Below are 18034 nucleotides of genomic sequence, written 5' to 3'. Positions count from 1 at the left end.
CTTTTCCCAAGTCAACAAAAAATTCGGAAAAAATTATCCCTGGCGCCAAACCGCTTACCGGGCAATAACTTTAAAGAATTTAACCAGATAGTCCCCCCCTGACCACATGGCCATGGCGAAGGCGACGTAAAAGAAGAAAATACCGAAATTATGCATGTTGACGTGAAAAATCTCCCACCTGACTCCAAAGAACCAGTAGTAATCGTAGTGCAGCAGAAGCCCTGGAATTGCTGTCATCTGAAAGATTGTCTTGTATTTGCCCAGGTCGCTGGCAGCGATGATGATCCCCTCGGACGATGCGATGGAACGCAGACTGGTGACCACCATCTCCCTGGCAAGAATCAGAAACACCGCCAGGGCGGGAACACGTCCCATGGGGATGAGCATGATGAAGGCTGCCATCACGATGAGTTTATCGGCAAGGGGATCGAGGAATTTGCCCAGAACCGTCACGATCTCCCATTTGCGGGCGAACCAGCCGTCCAGCCAGTCGGTGATCGCCGCCAGGCCGAAAACCGCGGCGGCCCAGAACCCGGCTTCTTTGCTGTCAAAAAGGAGAAGGACAACCAGCACGGGGATGGCAGCGATCCGCCCGAGGGTGAGGAGGTTGGGTAGATTCAGCAGCCCTGTGCGAAGGCTCATAGATAGCTTTCCTGGTCCTGACGGTATTGTTGAAGGTATTTTTTTACCCGGATGACGTAGTTCTGGGTCTCTTCATAAGGAGGGATGCCGCCATAACGGCTCACGGCCGAGGGTCCGGCATTATAAGCAGCCAGGGCAAGGTCAAGATCCTTGAACCTGTCGAGCATCTGCCGCAGATAACGGGTTCCACCCCGGATATTGTCTTCCGGGTTCAGTGGATCCCGAACATCCAGCTCCCTTGCCGTCTGCGGCATGAGCTGCATCATCCCCTGCGCTCCTTTTCTGGAGACGACTGTGGGATTGTAGTCGCTTTCAACCTTGATGACCGCGTTGACCAGCGCCTCTTCCAACCGGAACTGGCTGGCATAACGGCTGATGATTTCGCGGACCTCGGACTTTTCCTTTTTCTTCTCTTTCAGGTAGAGACTGAACTGATTATGGGTGGGTCTGTCGGTGAAATGGATCACCCCGTTGGCATCCACGTACTTGTAGATGTCCCCCAACCCGGCGGAGGGGAATACAAGAACAACCAAAAGCCCCAGCAGGGGGCCCGCAAAACCTGCAGCGACCTTGACCATTATCCCTCCAGTTTCAAATACATCCTCGCATCTTAGCGGAAAATCTGATGTATTTCAACCTGTTTAGCTTGGGCAATAATCTTGACAAGGAATAAATGGCGTCCGATAATGTTTTGCCCGCAAATACTCGAGGCGATCGGTTCGAATCTAATCGCCGTTTCACCCGGACGCTGCCGCTCTCTTGGCGAATGCGGAACTCACATTCAGGACATTCAATGAAGATCACATCGAATTTTCTTGTCATCGGCAGCGGCATCGCCGGTCTATCCTATGCCCTCAAGGTTGCCGAACACGGCACCGTTGCCGTGATCACCAAGCGGGAGATATCGGAAACCGCCACCAATCTGGCCCAGGGAGGGATCGCCTCGGTGTTTTCCGCCGACGACTCATTTGATTCCCATCTTCGGGACACCATGGTCGCCGGCGCTTTCCTCTCTCACGAGGAGACGGTCCGAATGGTAGTGGAAAACGGCCCCAAAGCCATTCAGGACCTGATCGACTGGGGCGTCAATTTCACCAAGAACGACGACGAAACCTATGATCTGACGCGGGAAGGGGGACACAGCCAGAGGCGAATCCTGCATTCCAAGGATCTCACCGGCAAGGAGATCGAACGTGCGCTTGTGGAAGCCGTCCGCAAACACCCCAACATCACCATATATGAACATCACATCGCCATCGACCTGATCACGGAATCGAAAGTTACTCATCGGCGGATTCGGCCCAATCGCTGCCTGGGAGCCTACGTCCTGGACATTGCGGGTGAGGAGGTCATCACCTTCGGCGCCCGGGTGACCGTGCTGGCGACCGGCGGAGCCGGAAAGGTCTATCTCTATACCTGCAATCCCGATGTTGCCACCGGAGACGGAGTTGCCATGGCTTATCGGGCCGGAGCCACCATCGCTAACATGGAATTCATGCAGTTCCATCCGACCACTCTTTTCCACCCGCATGCCAAATCGTTTCTCATCTCCGAGGCGGTCCGCGGAGAAGGGGCCATTCTGCGGCGTCGGGACGGCACGGCCTTCATGGACCAGTACCACGAACTCAAGGATCTTGGTCCGCGGGACATCGTGGCCCGGGCCATCGACAATGAGATGAAGGTCCACGGCGACGACTGCGTCTTTCTCGACATCACCCATCGTGAGGCGGACTATATCCGGGACCGCTTTCCGAACATCTATAAAACATGCCTCTCCTACGGCATCGACATGACCACCGAGCCGATACCGGTGGTTCCTGCGGCTCATTACCTCTGCGGAGGCATCCAGGTCGATAAATGGGGGGAGTCGGATGTGAGGAATCTTTTTGCCATAGGAGAAACCTCCTGCACCGGCCTGCACGGCGCCAACAGGCTGGCCAGCAACAGCCTTCTCGAAGGAGTCGTATTCGCCGCCCGCAGCGCCCGCCGGTCGCTGGAGCGCCTGGAGGAGCCTCCCTCCCTCACCCCCTTCCCCGCCATTCAGCCCTGGGATCCGGGGAGCGCCACCGACAGCGACGAAGAAGTCGTGGTGGCTCACAATTGGCACGAAATCCGCCTCTGCATGTGGAATTATGTCGGCATCGTCCGCTCGAACAAGCGCCTGGTGCGAGCTCTGCGGCGCATTCAGATGATTCAGGAAGAGATCACCGACTACTACTGGAACTTCTACATCACTTCCGATCTGATCGAATTGCGCAATATCGCCACCGTGGCCGAACTCATTATCCGCTGTGCTCTGGAACGTCATGAGAGCCGCGGACTGCATTATACGATCGACTACCCTGAAACCGATGATGCGCACTGGAAGCGCGACACGATCATCCAGAAAGCCTTTTGACCGTTACAGGAGCGAACGTTGAATATTGACGAAATACGGCAGGAAATCGACCGCCTGGACAATGAACTTCTCAGGATCTTCAATGAGCGGGCGTCGCTTGCCCTGGCCATAGGGGAGATCAAGAAGGAAAAGGGGATGCCCGTCTACGACCCTGAACGGGAAAAACTTATTTTCGATAAGGTGAGAGCCGGTAATCCGGGGCCTCTTGAAGACGGGGCGATCGTTCGCCTCTTCGAGCGCGTCATCGACGAATCCCGGCGACTGGAAAGAATCCGGACGAAAGGAATCTGACAACATGCTGATTGTGATGAAAAAAAAGGCGTCGGAAGAGGACCTGAAGGGTGTCAAGCAGTATCTGACCGAACGGGATTTCGACTTTCACCAGTCCACCGGCGCCGACAGGGTTATCCTCGGGGTGATAGGACAGACCGGGACGATCGACCAAAGCGAACTGCGAAACCTATCCGGCGTCCTGGAGATATTCAAGATCCCGGAAGAAGAATAAGAGTACTGCGGGACGAGGGACGCGGGACGAGGGACGCGATGACAGGTCTATAAAAAAGGGCGCCGAAATGGCGCCCTTGGCTTTTCTCGTCCCTCGTTCCGCGTCCCGGGTTACCCCACAACCTGACTCTTGGTGAACACCGCCCGCAACGCGATCCCCTGCCCTTCGATGTTCTCCCGGGCGCCCTCCTCCCGATCGACCAGGGTGACGATGCCGACGACTTCCATCCCCTCTTCGCGGGCGCGTTCGACGGCTTTCATGGAGGATCCACCGGTAGTCGTGACGTCTTCTACGATGACCACCCGGGAGCCCTTGGGCAGATTCTTGCGTCCTTCGAGCCATTGACCGGTGCCATGCCCCTTGGGCTCCTTACGGATGATGAAGGCGGCCACGCTGTCGCCCTTGAGGCAGGCAGCAATCGAGGTGGCGGTGGCAATGGGATCGGCGCCCAGGGTCAGCCCCCCCACCCCATGGATGGGGCCGGGAAGTTTCCCGACCTCCTCATAGAAGGCCTTGCCGACCAGCAGGCCGCCCCTGGCGTGAAGGGTCGTCTGCTTGCCATCGAAGTAGAAATTGCTCTTGCGCCCGGACGCCAAGGTCACCTCGCGCTGTTCGTAAGAGAGCTCCCGGACGATGTCCATCAGCTCTTCCCTCTCCTGTGACGTCATGAAAAACCTCCTTAAAACTAAAAAAGTCCCAGCTGGCTGTCGGCCTTGAGTCTAGGAAACTTGACCGGGTACTTGCCGCTGAAGCAGGCATCGCAAAAATTGCCGGCGCCTCCTTCAGCGCGCGCGGCCGCAAGCAACCCCTCCAGGGATAGATAACCGAGGGTGTCCGACGTGACGTAGCGGTTGATCTCCTCAAGCGAATGGGAGGATGAAATAAGCTCCTTGCGGGTGGGAGTATCTATGCCGTAGTAGCAGGGGAAGCTGGTCGGCGGGCTGGAAATGCGGACGTGAACCTCCCTGGCGCCGGCATTGCGGATCATCTTGATGATTTTGCGGGCCGTCGTGCCCCGGACGATGGAATCGTCGATGACCACCACTCTCTTCCCTTCGATGATCTCGCGCACCGGATTGAGCTTGAGCTTTACCCCGAAATGCCGGATCGATTGCTGGGGTTCGATGAAGGTGCGCCCAACGTAATGGTTGCGGATCAGCCCCAACTGAAAGGGGATGCCGGATTCCTCGGCATAGCCGATAGCCGCCGGGACTCCGGAGTCGGGGATAGGGATAACCACGTCGGCCTTGACGGGATGTTCGCGGGCGAGCTGGCGGCCGAACTCCTTGCGAATGCCGTAAACCTGATGGCCGAAAATGGTGCTGTCGGGCCGGGCGAAATAAATGAACTCGAAGATGCAGGGCGACGGCTCCACCTTGCCGAAGGGATGAAAGGTCTTAAGGCCGTCCTTGTCGATGACGACCATTTCCCCCGGTTCGATCTCCCGGATGAACTGCGCCTCGATCAGGTCGAAGGCGCAGGTCTCGGAGGCGACGACATAGGCCCCGTCAAGCTTTCCGAGCGCCAGCGGACGGAAGCCGTTAGGGTCGCGAACCGCAACCATGCGGGTTTCGGTGAGAAAGACCAGGCTGTAGGCGCCCTTGATGATCTGAAGGGCTTCGGTGAGCCGGTCGGCCAGAGAGTCGGCCTCGGCGCGAGCGAGAAGATGGATGATCACCTCGGTATCGGAGGTCGTGGAGAAAATGGAACCCTTCTGTTCCAGGCGGTTGCGGGTTTCCTGGGCGTTGACCAGATTGCCGTTATGGGCCACGGCAATGCTGCCGCGGTGGTAATCGACCATGATCGGCTGGCAATTCTTCAGATCATTGCCGCCGGCGGTGGAATACCGAACATGGCCTATGGCGCTTTTGCCCGGGAGTGTCTCGAAAACCGCATCATTCTTGAATACGTCGGCAACCAGCCCCATTCCCTTATGAGTCCTCAGGCGGTGTCCGTCGGAGGCAACAATGCCACAGCTCTCCTGTCCCCGGTGCTGCTGGGCGTAAAGTCCAAGGTAGGTCAGATTGGCGGCCTCCGGATGTCCGAAGATACCGAACACGCCGCATTCGTCGTTGAATTTGTCAAACATCAATCCACCGATCCTCTATGTAAGTATCTGCTTATAATTCAAAAAGTTGCGAACGGACCAACCGTTCCAGACCATGGCAATATAGCACAAACCGCTGGGAAAAAGATACCCGTCACGCGGGACGCGGGACGCGGGACGCGGGACGCGGGACGCGGAACGAGGGACGTGGTCAAAGTTCCCCGCGTCCCCACGGTTTCGCATTTCGCATTTCGCATTCCTCGTCCCGCGTCCCTAAAACAACTCCTCACGGACGAAACGGACGGCATTCTGGAAAAGCAACAGTCCCATCCCTTCCTCTGGGAGCTCTTCACGGGTCCAGCGGGGATGGTGCGTGCGGTGGACGTAAGCCTCAGGATGGGGCATGAGGCCGAACAGGCGCCCCGTCTCATCGCAGATTCCGGCGATAGCGTTCATCGAACCGTTGGGATTGAGGGGATATTCCATCGTCGGGACCGCATAGTCCGAATCGGAATACTTCAGCACTGACAGGGATTTGCTCTCGATTTCGTTCAGTACTTCCTCAGAAGAGGCAACGAATTTCCCTTCGCCGTGGCGCACCGGCAGATAGATCCCGCTCAGGCCCCGGGTATAAATGCAGGGGGATTGAGGATCGACCTTGAGATAGGCCCAGCGGTCCTCGAAGCGGCCGCTGTCGTTGAAGGTCAGGGTGGTGGTCTGGTTGCGGTATTCCCTCCCGAGACCAGGGAGCAGCCCCATCTTTACCATCAGCTGGAAGCCGTTGCAGACCCCCATGATCAGCTTCCCCTCGTCGACAAAACGCTGCAGCTGATCTGCCAGGTGCTCATCGCTTCCTGCGACGGGAGCATGGAGGAAACGGTTGGCTCCGGCCTTGGCGCTGCCGAGATCATCGCCGTCAAGAAAACCACCGGCCAGATTCAGGAAATGGTAATCATCGAGACGCGCCCGCCCGGCGAGGAGTTCGGCGATGTGAACGATATCGACGACTTCGGCTCCGGCGAGACGGCAGGCATTGGCCACCTCCCGCTCGCAGTTGGTGCCGTTGCCGGCGATGACCATCGCTCTGACTTCTTTAGCCATATTACAGCTCCCTGAGAGGCGCCTGCCACGCCTCCTTCAATGTGTTGATATCCGACTGGATCAGGGTCCGGCCGCCGTCGCTGATCCATAGCTGGGGCGACGGTGTCACTTCTCCGATGAGTGCGGCATCGAGTCCGGCAAACTGGGCCTCGAAACGGACCCGGTTTTCAGGACGCACCGTGACAAGGAGCCGGCTCTGGGACTCGGAGAAGAGAATGGTGTCGGCTCTCAGCTTCCCGTCGGCGGTCACCCTGGCGAGATCGGCACGGATGCCGAAGCCGCCGGCGAAGGCCTTCTCCGCCAGGGCGACGCCGAGCCCGCCGTCGGAGAGATCGTGGCAGGAGGCCACAAGCCCTTCATTCTGGGCGGCATTAAGGGCCCTGTAGAGGCGAAGCGCATAGGGAGCGTCGACCTTGGGGACGTTTTTTCCCAGTTCGCCGAGCCAGGAATAGTATTCGGAGCCTCCGCACTCGTCGCGGGTGATGCCGAGGAGGTAGACGAGGTCACCGGGACGCTTGACGTCCATGGAGACGGCACGGCGGACGTCGTCGATCCTGCCGATGACCGAGAAGAGGACGGTCGGCGGAATGGAGATCTTGGTATCGCCGATCTGGTAGTCGTTCTTCATGGAGTCCTTGCCGGAGATCAGCGGCACTCCGAAAGCGACGCAGGTGTCGTAGAGGGCCTTGTTGGCCCGCACCAGCTGGGCGGCCTTGTATTCGCCGTCCGGCGTCTTATCGCTCTTGACCGGATCGCACCAGCAGAAATTGTCGAGACCGGCAACATGTCCGATGTCGCCCCCGACGGCCACGTAGTTGCGCAGCCCTTCGTCGATGGCGCAGGCCATCATGTGGTAGGTGTCGATATCGCTGTAGGAAGGGCAGATGCCGTGGGAGACCACCACCCCTTCGAAGGAGTCGAACAGGGGTCGGAATACGGCGGCATCGGAGGGACCGTCGTTGGCCACCCCGATCAGCGGCTTGATGACGGTGCCGGCCTGAACCTCGTGATCGTAGCGCCGCACCACGCTCTCCTTGGAGCAGATATTGAGACGTCCGAGAAGCGCTTCGAGCACGGCGTCCAGGGAGGCGGGCGTTTCGATGGCGGGCTCGATCAGGTCTTTCGGCTCCCAGCGCGCGGGGATCACCATCTGCGGCACACCTTCATGGAGAAACTCCATGGAAAGATAGGCGACGGTCAGGCCTTCGTAAAGGCAGTGGGCGTATCCGGAATCGGTGAATACTCCGAGGTCGGTCGCCTCGACGTCCATCTCCCGGGCCAGCCGGAGGAACTCCTCCAGATTCTCCGGAGGGACGGAGAGGGTCATGCGCTCCTGGGCCTCAGAAATGAGAATCTCCCAGGGCTGAAGGCCGGGGTACTTGAGCGGCGCCCGGTCGAGGTGCATCTCGAACCCGCCCGTGTCCTCGGCCATTTCCCCGACGGAGGATGAGAGGCCCCCGGCGCCGTTATCGGTAATGGAGCTGTAGAGACCTCGGTCGCGGGCGATGTTCAGGAAATCGAACATCCGCTTCTGGGTTATCGGATCGCCGATCTGCACGGCGGTGACCGGAGAGCCCTCGTGAAGCTCCTCCGAGGAGAAGGTGGCGCCGTGGATGCCGTCCTTGCCGATGCGCCCCCCGGTCATGACGATGTGATCGCCGATCCTCACCTTCTTTTCGTGAGCCGGTTTGCCATTCAGCACCCGGGGCATGATGGCGGCGGTTCCGCAGTAGACCAGTGGCTTGCCGGCAAAGCGCTCATCGAAGATGAGAGAGCCGTTGACGGTGGGGATGCCGCTCTTGTTGCCGCCGTGCTCGACCCCTTCCACCACCCCCTCGAAGATTCGCCGGGGGTGGAGAAGTCTCGGAGGCAGGGGTTTCTCAAGAAAGGGGGACGCGAAACAGAAGACGTCCGTGTTGAAGATCAGCCTCGCCCCCATGCCCGTGCCGACGCCGTCGCGGTTGACTCCGACGATCCCGGTCAGCGCGCCGCCGTAAGGGTCGAGGGCGCTGGGAGAGTTGTGGGTCTCAACCTTGAAGACCAGACTCCAGTCGGCGTTGAACTCGATCACTCCGGCATTGTCCTTGAAGACCGACAGACAGAAGTCTTTTTCGCCCATCCTGCGGCGGATCTCACGAGTCGCGCCGACGATGTAGGTTTTGAACAGAGAATCGATGGTTTCCCTGTTCCCATTTTCGTCTTCATATTCGATGCGGGCGGAAAATATCTTGTGCTTGCAGTGCTCGCTCCAGGTCTGGGCCAGCGCCTCGAGTTCCACATCTGTGAGATCGGGACCGAGTCCGGCGGCTTTGCGGACCTTGCGGACCTCCGGGTCGGCGACGTAGGCCTGGAGTTTTTTCATCTCCTCCAGGCTGAGTGCCAGCATCCCCTCACGGCTGATCCTGAGCAGCTCGTCGTCGGAAACATCCAGATCGACGGGTCGGACCTCGGGCCGGGCATCGCTGACGACCTTGGGAACCGTAATCGGGACGCCCGTCTTCGGATCGAGTTCGGAGGCGGTGAGGATCGTCCATCGCTGGATCAGGCCGTTGGCGAGAAAACCCGCCGCGATCCTTTCGGCGGATTCCCGATCGACCGCACCTCTGAGCAGATATTGGGTGGAGGTGTAAACCCCCTCCCCCTGCCGGAAAGGCCGGCCGGTGATATACTGGATAGCCTCACGAGCCGTGCGCCCCACGTTGTCCGTCACGCCGGGGCGAAATCCGACTTCGATGAGCACATCGAAATCGGTCGCCAGGAGATGGTTGACGGCGTATTCCTGAATCACCGGATCGGAAAAGGGCCCTGAGGCCGCCGCCTCCAGTTCTTCGTCCGACAGCTGGGCATCGACGGTGAAGACATCCAGCGTGCGGACATCCTCCAGCTCGATGCCGAGGTGTTCCCTGATTTCGCGCTGGACGCGCATTCCCCGCGCATCCTTAACGTCTTTTTTCAGTCCTACGACGACTCTCCAGGCCATTTATCTTCTCCCCGATGCTGTTTAGAGCAGGGTGGTTGAAAAAGTTGGTTTTCCCAGGCTGCTCACTCTCAACAGCCGAATACCCGCTTGAAAATCGTATCGACATGCTTGAGGTGATAGCTCAGATCGAACGACTCTCGGATTTTGTTCTCTCCGAGAGCGTCCACAACGTCCTTGTCGGCGAGGAGCTCCTCCTGGAAATCCTTCCCCTCTTCCCAGACCTTCATCGCGTTGCGCTGCACCATGCGGTAAGAGTCCTCTCGGGAGACGCCGGCCTGCGTGAGATCGAGTAGGATCTTCTGCGAGAAGACCAGACCGCGCATCTGGTTGAGATTTTTCAGCATGTTTTCAGGGTAGACCACAAGGTTCCTGATCAGGCCGGCCAGCCGCCGCAGGGAAAAATCGAGGGTGACGGTGGCGTCGGGTCCGATATTGCGCTCAACCGAAGAGTGGGAGATGTCCCGTTCATGCCATAGAGCCACGTTCTCCAACGCCGGCAGACAGTAGGCACGCACCATCCGAGCCTGGCCGGTAAGGTTTTCCGACAGGATCGGATTGCGCTTGTGAGGCATGGCCGACGAGCCCTTCTGCCCCTTGGAGAAGAACTCCTCGGCCTCCAGAACCTCGGTGCGCTGGAGGTGCCGGATTTCCACCACGATGCGCTCCATGGACGAAGCGATAATCGCCAGGGTGCAGAAATATTCGGCATGGCGGTCGCGAGGAATAACCTGAGTTGAAACCGGTTCGGGCTTCAGGCCCAGTTTCTGACAGACGTACTCCTCCACGGCCGGATCGATGTTGGCAAAGGTGCCGACAGCCCCTGAAATGGCGCCGGTGGCAATATTCTCCCGGGCCGCCTGCAGGCGCTGTCTGTTGCGCTGCATCTCAGCATACCAGGTAGCCAGCTTCAGGCCGAAGGTGACCGGTTCGGCATGAATGGCGTGGGAGCGCCCCATGCAGACGGTGTCCTTGTGTTCGAAAGCCCGTTCGCGAATCGCATCGAGGACCATGTCGAGATCGGTGAGCAGTTCGTCGGCGGCCTGTACAAGCTGTACCGAGAAGCAGGTGTCGAGAACGTCCGAAGAGGTCATCCCCTGATGAATGAAGCGCGCCTCCGGACCCACGAATTCAGCCACTGAGGTAAGAAAGGCAATGACGTCGTGTTTGACCTCGGCCTCGATCTCATCGATGCGGGAGATGTCGAAGTTACCTTTTTCCCGGATCACCTTGACCGACTCCGCCGGGATGACTCCGAGCTGTGCCTGTTTTTCGCAGGCCAGAGTCTCTATCTCCAGCCAGATCCGGAACCGGTTTTCGGGCTCCCAGATACGGGCCATTTCCTTACGGGTGTAACGTGGGATCATTATAAGTTCTCCTTCTTATGTCTTTATTCGATGATCAGCTTCAAAACGTTCAGGTCCCTGTCATCGGAGGCCCCGGAAAAACAGATTCGCACAACTCAAAAGGAAAAGCAAAGACTCGGCCGGTGCTGACAGCCGAGGATGACCTCGGGCCGGCAGACATTCTGACCTGCCAGCATCTCCAGGGCGCAACTCTCGGCCAGAGAGGGATGATTGTTCGTTTCGCTCAGATGCGCCAGAAAAACCGCTTCCAGACCCTCCCAGAGCAGACCCTCGAGAAGCTCGGAGGAGGCATGGTTGGATAGATGTCCGTGGTTGCTCCGGATTCTTTGTTTGAGGTGCCAGGGATAGGGGCCGTTCTGAAGCATGCCTTCGTCGTGATTGGACTCAAGGATCAGCACCCGGCATCCCCTGAGGTGCTGAGTCACCAGTCGGGTGGCGATGCCGAGATCGGTGGCGACCCCGATCTTTCCTTCTCCGGTTTCAATGGTGAAGCCGACAGGGGCCGCGGCATCGTGGGTAATGGGGAAGGTTTCCACCTTCAGATCCCTGAAAGCAAGGACTTCGCCGGTTTCGAACATCTGCAGTTCGGGGATGTTGCCGACTCGGGACAGTGCAGCATGGGTGTCGTGATGGATATGGACCGGCAATCCGAATCGTCGGGCCATGGGCCCGAGGCCGCGGCAATGGTCGCTGTGCTCGTGAGTGACCAGCAGGCCGTTCAGGTGCTCCCCGGCGACGCCGATTCGGTCAAGGCGGGTGGTCAGTTCCCGGGCGGAGAGACCGGCATCGATCAGCAGACGGCTCTCTCCACTCTCAATATACAGGGCGTTGCCCTTGCTTCCGCTGGCCAGCAGACAAACCCGCAAAACCTCTACTCCTCCCCCCTCCCGAGAGCGCTGTTTATATACCGGAAATCTGAAAACCCTGCAAGGGAAAAGGTCAGACGTCTCCAGGATCGGAAGAGTCCCCTTCCCTCTCCAATTGAACAATGGGAAGGAGAATATGGAAGGCGCTTCCGGGACATTTTCCGGGATCGCAACCGGGGCTTTCCACCCAGATTTCTCCTCCATGCATGTCGACAATCCCCTTGACAAGCGTCAGGCCAAGCCCTGTGCCTTTTCCCTTGAAGGCCGACTTGCCGGTGAAATGCTCCTCGATTTTTCCCACTTCATAGAACTTGTCGAAGACATGGAGCTGATCTGTTTCGGCAATTCCGATACCCGTATCGCGGACAATGATTTCAATGTAGGGAAGCAAGCGGGTTTCAAGCGCTTTTATCCCCTCCTCCTCATTCGCCGGCCTGAAAGAACGGAGGCTTTGAGTCAACCGTGTTTCGATGATAATCGTTCCCCCGTCAGGAGTAAACTTGATGGCGTTGCCAACGAGATTGCTGATCGCCTGAATCATGCGGTCCGGGTCGCAGTTGATGAGCGGCAACCCGTTTCCGAGATTCATTTCAAGCACCTGCTTGCGCAAGGAGAAGAATAAACCGAGTTCCCGGACGGCATCCTGGATGAGAGTATTGATATCGACTTCCCTGTTTCTGAGAGGAAGGCGCTTGCTGTCCAGCATGGATACGTCGGTCATGTCCTTGACGATGTTGGAAAGCCTTTCGGCCGCATCAGCAATGTGCTGAACCATGGGGAGAACCGATTTGTCCACATTGCCGGACATCTCGGAAAGGATCAATTCGGCATATCCTATAATTACGGTCAGGGGAGTTTTCAGTTCGTGAGAAGCCACTCCCAGAAAGGAATCCTTCATCTGGTTCAGCCTTTCCAGTTCCCTGGCGCTGTTTTCAAGGTTTTCCTTGACCTGCCTCTCCCTGGTGACGTCACGAAAAACGGCTTGAACCATCCGTTTGCCATTTTTCCCGACGATTGATGAAGCCAGCGCCCATCCGACCACCGGTCTGCGGTCGGTGGGGCGCACGAAACGAATTTCAGCCTCAACATTCTGGCCGCGAAGGACCTTCTGGTGCATGGCGTACTGCCCCTCGATATCGTCACTCAACAATTTCTCGAGAGTCGTGAAGAGATTGGCTCCCTCAACCTGTCCCCTGGAAAAACCGAAAAATGCTTCAGCGGCCTTGTTGACCAGGACGATCTGATCCTCTTCATCGCTGACCACGATGGCATCATTGGCACCTTCAAGAAGAGAGCGATACATCTCCCGGCTGCGTCCCAGCTCGGCGCTGATCTGCTCCTGATGCTCATAGGAATCCTGAAGTTCACGATTGGTTATTTCAAGTTCCTGGTAACCTTCGTTGATCTTGTCGTCACGACTCTGCAGAGAAGCAGCCATCTCCTGAATTGCCGTGCCGAGCTCATCAAAATCTCTGGTGGGCATAGGAGGAACGGCGACCTTGAAGTTCCCCGAGGCAATTTGTTTGGCGACGGAACAGAGGCGGCCTATCGGACCAACCAGGTCGCGTTTGATGAAAAGGAAGATCAGCCCGAAAACCAGGATAAATGCAGTGCCCAGGACCGCAATAGAGCGGCGGAACGCCTTTCCGGTTCTTTCATCTAGGATGCTCTCGAGAAAACCGGTGCGAATGCGTCCGACCATCTTTCCGTCGGCGGCATAAATTTGCACTGACACATCGTAAAGCAAGCCCCGTCGGGATTTGAGAATGGCGACCGAGGGAGTCAGAGATCTCAGGAATTCGACTTCGTTGGGAAAGTGGAACGAGGGGTCGCTGGAATAAAGAGGGGTGCCGACTTCGTTTTCAATAAGAACATAGTCGATTTCCGGGTCGGTGGCCACGATTTCCTGGCATCGGAGGCTCAGTCCCTCCATTTCTTCCAGGGGAATACCCAGGGCCAGCACCTTGTCGATCGACGACTTGAGCCCCGCCGCCAGGCTCTGACATCGAAGGATGATTCCGTCCCGGTAATCGCGGCGGAAGCCCTCGATATTAAAAGCCGTATTGACCGTAATGGTTAGGGTCAATGTTAGAAAGGCGAATAGCAGAATTCGCTTTTCAAGAGTTTTTTTCATAAGGGCATTGGGGGTGGATATGAGGGAAAAAGGGATTCTCTGTGTCCGGATGGCCTCAGATACTCCGCAGAGCGCAAGAAAAATCCTCTCGTATTTGCGTTTTTCCGGCGGTCATGTACATTTAACAGGGCATGAACCAGAAGGGACGGCTCAAAGGCAACCCCGATCGTTGAAAAAGGGGCGGTAATGGTGCCCCCTCCTGCCCCAGACTTCAATCCGGAATAGATATCACATTGGTTACGAAAGGGCAATACAAAGTCATAAAATTCCTCTAAAAAAACTCTTTAAAATAGGTTGACGCCCCCTAACCTATCCGATATTATTTCGCGGTGAATAATCCAATATAAATAGCTGTTTTTAATGGGACTGTTGCTTTCACCCTTTCACTTTCTCTCTAAGGAGACGCATATGGCTGCAAAAGTAGCAATCAATGGTTTCGGCCGCATCGGACGCAATTTGTTCCGGGCTGCATTCAATTCCCCTGAAATCGAAATCGTTGCCATAAACGATTTGACCGATGCGGCGACTCTAGCCCATCTTCTGAAATATGATTCGATCCACGGCATCTTTGATGCCAAAGTCGAAGCCGAAGGGGATGCGGTCGTAGTTGACGGCAAGCCGATTAAAATCCTGAAAGAAAAGGATCCCGCCAATCTTCCGTGGAAAGAACTCCAGGTCGATATCGTTATCGAGTCCACTGGCCTCTTCACCAACCGAGAGGATGCTGAAAAGCACCTGAAAGCCGGCGCCGGCAAGGTGCTCATCAGCGCTCCCGGCAAGAACTCGGACATCACCATCTGCATGGGCGTCAACGAAAGCGACTTCGCTTCCGCCTCTCACCATATCATTTCAAACGCCTCCTGCACGACCAACTGCCTGGCTCCGGTGGCCAAGGTGCTGCTCAAGGAATTCGGCATCGTCAAGGGTTTGATGACGACCGTTCATGCCTATACCAATGACCAGCAGATTCTCGATCTGCCCCACAAGGATCTGCGTCGGGCTCGTGCCGCCGCCCTTTCGATGATTCCCACCACCACCGGCGCAGCCAAAGCCGTGGCCCTTGTTCTTCCGGAGCTTAAAGGCAAACTGGACGGCATGGCGGTCAGGGTGCCCACTCCGAACGTTTCCTTGATCGACCTTGTGGTCCAGACCGAGAAGGACACCTCCGTCGCTGAAGTCAACGCGGTTCTAAAAAAATCGGCGGAAGGTCCTCTCAAAGGCATCCTTGAATACTGCGATCTTCCCCTCGTCTCAAAGGATTTCAACGGCAATTCCGCTTCCTCCATCGTCGATGCCCAATCCACGGCCGTCATCGGAGGGAATATGGTCAAAGTCCTCTCCTGGTATGACAACGAATGGGGTTATTCAAACCGTCTCCTCGATTTGGCGAGGTTCGTCGCTAAAAAATGATTCTGATCCCTCAGGGATTGCAGGGCAGGACACACCGATGTCCTGCCCTTTTCCTTTGCGGCATCCTATCCATTTGCGTGCAGGAGGTACCATGATTAACAAAATGACCATTCAGAATCTTGACCTCAAGGGAAAGAAAGTGCTCTGCAGGGTCGACTTCAACGTCCCCCTGGACGATGAGGGCAATATTTCAGACGACACCCGCATCGTCGCCGCCCTTCCCACCATTCGGCACATCGTAGAGCAGGGGGGCCGCCTCATCCTCGCCTCGCACCTCGGGCGACCGAAAGGAACGCCGGATGAGCGCTACAGCCTCGCTCCCGTCGCTCCTCATCTTGCCGGCCTCCTCGGCAGGAATGTCGCCATGGCTCCGGATTGTATCGGCCCGGAAGTGTTGAGCCTGACAAACAAGATGCAGGACGGAGATGTCTTGCTGCTGGAAAACGTCCGCTTCCACGCGGGCGAAACCAAAAATGATCCCGCGTTCAGCCGAAAACTGGCAGAACTTGCCGACCTCTATGTGAATGATGCTTTCGGAGCCGCCCATCGCGCCCATGCCTCCACCGAAGGGGTTGCCCACATTCTCTCTCCGGCCGCAGCCGGTTTTCTGATGGAAAAGGAGCTGCGCTATCTGGGGCAGGCCATTGCCGCACCGGCCCGCCCCTTTGTTGCGATACTCGGCGGAGCCAAAGTCAGCGACAAGATCACCGTAATCGAAAATCTGCTCACCAAGGTGGACACGCTGCTTATCGGCGGAGGTATGGCCTATACATTCCTTAAGGCCAGAGGCATTTCCGTCGGCGGCTCCCTGGTCGAGGAAGACCGCATCGGAATGGCGGGCGAACTTCTGAAAAAGGCCGTCGAAAGAGGAGTCGAACTGCTCCTGCCCGAAGACCACGTCATTGCCGATGCGTTCAAGGCCGATGCAAATGCCAGGACAACAGACGGAGTTGAAATCCCCGAGGGCTGGATGGCTCTCGATATCGGGCCGAAAAGCATCGACCGGTATACCGGAATGCTCAAGAATGCCGCCACGGTGATCTGGAACGGCCCGATGGGGGTTTTTGAATTCGACGCTTTCGCCAGAGGAACCATGGCGATCGCCCATGCCCTTGCCGAATCGGAGGCTCTTACCATTATTGGCGGCGGCGATTCGGTTGCGGCGGTGAATAAATCGGGACTTTCCGATCGCATGAGTCACATTTCCACGGGCGGCGGAGCATCCCTCGAGTTTCTCGAAGGCAAAGAGTTGCCGGGGATTGCTGCCCTGTCCAATAAAGACTGATGCCTTAGCGAACAACTCAGAGGATGGCCGAGCCATCAAGAATGGGCTCACTTGAAATAAAAAAAGGAGTAGGGATATGCGCAAACCCATGATCGCCGGAAACTGGAAACTGCACAAGACTGTCGAAGAGGCTCTGGATCTGGTGGAGGCACTCAAGGACGAACTCACCGGAATCGATGATGCGGATATCATCGTGGCTCCGGTCTTCACGGCCCTGGGCAAGGTGGCCGAAACGCTGTCGGGGAGCAATATTTCCCTGGCTGCCCAGAACTGTTATCCTGAAAAAACTGGCGCTTTTACGGGTGAAGTCTCCCCGATGCTGCTCAAGGATATCGGCTGCCGTTATGTCATCGTGGGTCATTCGGAGCGGCGTCAGCTATTCGGGGAAAGCGACGAATTCATCAATCGAAAGATTCACTCCCTTCTGGAGGAGGAGCTGCAACCCATTTTCTGTATCGGAGAAACCCTGGAAGAGAGGGAAAACGGACGGATGTACGACATACTGACCCGGCAGGTCAAGGAAGGTCTCAAAGGCATGGAGGCTGCCGCCATGCGGAATATCGTCATAGCCTATGAACCGGTGTGGGCGATCGGAACGGGGAAAACCGCCACCGACGAGCAGGCGGCGGAGGCCCATGCCTTCATACGCGGCCTGCTGCAGGGTGTGTTCGATCAGGAAACGGCAGATGCCACCCGGATCCTGTACGGCGGCAGCGTAAAGCCGGAGAACGTGGACGGTCTCATGGCCCAGGACGATATCGACGGCGCCCTGGTCGGCGGAGCCAGCCTGAAGGCTCCCGATTTCGCCCGGATTGTCCGTTTTAAGCGAAACTGATATTTCCTCTTTGCAGCGGGTCGTATCTGTGCTAACTTGTCGCGGATCGAACCGAATGTATTAAATGTAAGGAGTTACTGGAAACATGACCACTCTTCTTCTCACCCTGCATGTGCTCGTCTGTATCGCTCTTATCGCCATTGTCCTTCTCCAGGGCGGCAAAGGAGCTGAAATGGGCGTTTCCCTGGGCAGCGGTTCAAGCCAGACGGTATTCGGAGCCACAGGCGGTCAGAGCTTCATGAGCAAGCTCACCACCGGCGCCGCCATCATCTTCATGCTGACCAGCCTCACCCTTGCCTATTTTTACGGGCAGCCTGGCTCCACCAGCGTCATGCCTGCCACCGTCGCCCCACAGACTGCTCCAGCCCCGGAAGCCCTTGTGCAGCCGCCTGCGGCTCCGGTTGAGCAGCCCTCGGAGAGCGCCGCTCCCGCACCTGAAAAAAAATGATCGCCGACCGGTTTTGAGG

The 18034-nt window shown here is 57.3% G+C and carries 16 protein-coding genes; 7 read left to right on the top strand and 9 right to left on the bottom strand.

The features are described from left to right. Nucleotides 1–54: 54 nt before the first annotated feature. Entirely contained in the window at nucleotides 55–642 is a 588-nt protein-coding gene (gene pgsA, locus DTF_RS0102875) for a CDP-diacylglycerol--glycerol-3-phosphate 3-phosphatidyltransferase (protein ID WP_027714097.1), read from the bottom strand. After that, nucleotides 639–1220: a lytic transglycosylase domain-containing protein gene (locus DTF_RS0102870; RefSeq protein WP_035055551.1), complete on the bottom strand. Its 582-nt coding sequence runs from the start codon at nucleotides 1218–1220 to the stop codon at nucleotides 639–641. Before DTF_RS0102870 ends, pgsA begins: the two co-directional genes overlap by 4 nt. Before the next feature lie 215 nt (nucleotides 1221–1435). Here DTF_RS0102870 and nadB point away from each other — a divergent pair, with 215 nt between their 5' ends. From nadB to DTF_RS0102855, 3 genes are read left to right on the top strand one after another with little or no spacing between them, the layout of a single operon-like run. Next, on the top strand, nucleotides 1436–3040 hold the full coding sequence (nadB, locus tag DTF_RS0102865; RefSeq protein WP_027714095.1) for an L-aspartate oxidase: 1605 nt from the start codon (nucleotides 1436–1438) through the stop codon (nucleotides 3038–3040). 18 nt (nucleotides 3041–3058) lie between these two features. Continuing rightward, nucleotides 3059–3331 carry a chorismate mutase gene (locus DTF_RS0102860; protein WP_027714094.1) on the top strand — a complete coding sequence of 91 codons (273 nt, stop codon included), beginning with the start codon at nucleotides 3059–3061 and terminating at the stop codon, nucleotides 3329–3331. A 4-nt stretch (nucleotides 3332–3335) separates the two neighbouring features. Next, nucleotides 3336–3545 (top strand): hypothetical protein, encoded by a 210-nt coding sequence (locus tag DTF_RS0102855; protein ID WP_027714093.1) that lies wholly within the window; start codon nucleotides 3336–3338, stop codon nucleotides 3543–3545. 110 nt (nucleotides 3546–3655) lie between these two features. Here the strand turns inward: DTF_RS0102855 and pyrE are convergent, their stop codons facing one another. From pyrE to DTF_RS0102820, 7 genes are all read right to left on the bottom strand, one after another. Further along, a complete protein-coding gene (gene pyrE / locus DTF_RS0102850; RefSeq protein WP_027714092.1) occupies nucleotides 3656–4213 on the bottom strand; it encodes an orotate phosphoribosyltransferase in 558 nt (185 codons plus the stop codon). Nucleotides 4214–4230: 17 nt separating this feature from the next. After that, nucleotides 4231–5634 carry an amidophosphoribosyltransferase gene (gene purF / locus DTF_RS0102845; RefSeq protein WP_027714091.1) on the bottom strand — a complete coding sequence of 468 codons (1404 nt, stop codon included), beginning with the start codon at nucleotides 5632–5634 and terminating at the stop codon, nucleotides 4231–4233. 231 nt (nucleotides 5635–5865) lie between these two features. Next, on the bottom strand, nucleotides 5866–6693 hold the full coding sequence (locus tag DTF_RS0102840) for a phosphoribosylformylglycinamidine synthase subunit PurQ (RefSeq protein WP_027714090.1): 828 nt from the start codon (nucleotides 6691–6693) through the stop codon (nucleotides 5866–5868). A gap of 1 nt (nucleotide 6694) precedes the next feature. Then, on the bottom strand, nucleotides 6695–9673 hold the full coding sequence (locus DTF_RS0102835) for a phosphoribosylformylglycinamidine synthase subunit PurS (protein ID WP_027714089.1): 2979 nt from the start codon (nucleotides 9671–9673) through the stop codon (nucleotides 6695–6697). 68 nt (nucleotides 9674–9741) lie between these two features. Continuing rightward, entirely contained in the window at nucleotides 9742–11037 is a 1296-nt protein-coding gene (gene purB, locus DTF_RS0102830) for an adenylosuccinate lyase (protein ID WP_027714088.1), read from the bottom strand. A gap of 95 nt (nucleotides 11038–11132) precedes the next feature. After that, nucleotides 11133–11903, bottom strand: a complete 771-nt coding sequence (locus DTF_RS0102825) for an MBL fold metallo-hydrolase (protein ID WP_027714087.1) — start codon at nucleotides 11901–11903, stop codon at nucleotides 11133–11135. A 73-nt stretch (nucleotides 11904–11976) separates the two neighbouring features. Beyond that, nucleotides 11977–14037 (bottom strand): ATP-binding protein, encoded by a 2061-nt coding sequence (locus DTF_RS0102820; protein ID WP_027714086.1) that lies wholly within the window; start codon nucleotides 14035–14037, stop codon nucleotides 11977–11979. Nucleotides 14038–14445: 408 nt separating this feature from the next. Here DTF_RS0102820 and gap point away from each other — a divergent pair, with 408 nt between their 5' ends. The 4 genes from gap to secG all read left to right on the top strand — a co-directional run bounded on the left by gap (nucleotide 14446) and on the right by secG (nucleotide 18015). Next, nucleotides 14446–15447: a type I glyceraldehyde-3-phosphate dehydrogenase gene (gap, locus tag DTF_RS0102815; RefSeq protein WP_027714085.1), complete on the top strand. Its 1002-nt coding sequence runs from the start codon at nucleotides 14446–14448 to the stop codon at nucleotides 15445–15447. A gap of 91 nt (nucleotides 15448–15538) precedes the next feature. Next, nucleotides 15539–16732, top strand: a complete 1194-nt coding sequence (gene pgk, locus DTF_RS0102810) for a phosphoglycerate kinase (RefSeq protein ID WP_304412838.1) — start codon at nucleotides 15539–15541, stop codon at nucleotides 16730–16732. A 76-nt stretch (nucleotides 16733–16808) separates the two neighbouring features. Next, nucleotides 16809–17567 carry a triose-phosphate isomerase gene (gene tpiA / locus DTF_RS0102805; RefSeq protein ID WP_027714083.1) on the top strand — a complete coding sequence of 253 codons (759 nt, stop codon included), beginning with the start codon at nucleotides 16809–16811 and terminating at the stop codon, nucleotides 17565–17567. Nucleotides 17568–17652: 85 nt separating this feature from the next. Beyond that, complete coding sequence (gene secG, locus DTF_RS0102800) at nucleotides 17653–18015, top strand: preprotein translocase subunit SecG (RefSeq protein WP_027714082.1); 363 nt, start codon at nucleotides 17653–17655, stop codon at nucleotides 18013–18015. The last annotated feature ends 19 nt before the right edge of the window (nucleotides 18016–18034 follow it).

The organism is Desulfuromonas sp. TF (assembly GCF_000472285.1).
Classification (GTDB): Bacteria; Desulfobacterota; Desulfuromonadia; order Desulfuromonadales; family ATBO01; genus ATBO01.
The sequence above is the reverse complement of the archived record's forward strand: the minus strand, read 5'-3'. Positions and strand labels throughout refer to the sequence as shown.

Excerpts from the sequence above, each read along its gene's own strand:
- pgsA (WP_027714097.1), bottom strand. The coding sequence starts at position 642 with ATGAGCCTTCGCACAGGGCTGCTGAATCTACCCAACCTCCTCACCCTC.
- DTF_RS0102870 (WP_035055551.1), bottom strand. The coding sequence starts at position 1,220 with ATGGTCAAGGTCGCTGCAGGTTTTGCGGGCCCCCTGCTGGGGCTTTTG.
- nadB (WP_027714095.1), top strand. The coding sequence starts at position 1,436 with ATGAAGATCACATCGAATTTTCTTGTCATCGGCAGCGGCATCGCCGGT.
- DTF_RS0102855 (WP_027714093.1), top strand. The coding sequence starts at position 3,336 with ATGCTGATTGTGATGAAAAAAAAGGCGTCGGAAGAGGACCTGAAGGGT.
- pyrE (WP_027714092.1), bottom strand. The coding sequence starts at position 4,213 with ATGACGTCACAGGAGAGGGAAGAGCTGATGGACATCGTCCGGGAGCTC.
- purF (WP_027714091.1), bottom strand. The coding sequence starts at position 5,634 with ATGTTTGACAAATTCAACGACGAATGCGGCGTGTTCGGTATCTTCGGA.
- DTF_RS0102840 (WP_027714090.1), bottom strand. The coding sequence starts at position 6,693 with ATGGCTAAAGAAGTCAGAGCGATGGTCATCGCCGGCAACGGCACCAAC.
- DTF_RS0102835 (WP_027714089.1), bottom strand. The coding sequence starts at position 9,673 with ATGGCCTGGAGAGTCGTCGTAGGACTGAAAAAAGACGTTAAGGATGCG.
- purB (WP_027714088.1), bottom strand. The coding sequence starts at position 11,037 with ATGATCCCACGTTACACCCGTAAGGAAATGGCCCGTATCTGGGAGCCC.
- DTF_RS0102820 (WP_027714086.1), bottom strand. The coding sequence starts at position 14,037 with ATGAAAAAAACTCTTGAAAAGCGAATTCTGCTATTCGCCTTTCTAACA.
- gap (WP_027714085.1), top strand. The coding sequence starts at position 14,446 with ATGGCTGCAAAAGTAGCAATCAATGGTTTCGGCCGCATCGGACGCAAT.
- pgk (WP_304412838.1), top strand. The coding sequence starts at position 15,539 with ATGATTAACAAAATGACCATTCAGAATCTTGACCTCAAGGGAAAGAAA.
- tpiA (WP_027714083.1), top strand. The coding sequence starts at position 16,809 with ATGCGCAAACCCATGATCGCCGGAAACTGGAAACTGCACAAGACTGTC.
- secG (WP_027714082.1), top strand. The coding sequence starts at position 17,653 with ATGACCACTCTTCTTCTCACCCTGCATGTGCTCGTCTGTATCGCTCTT.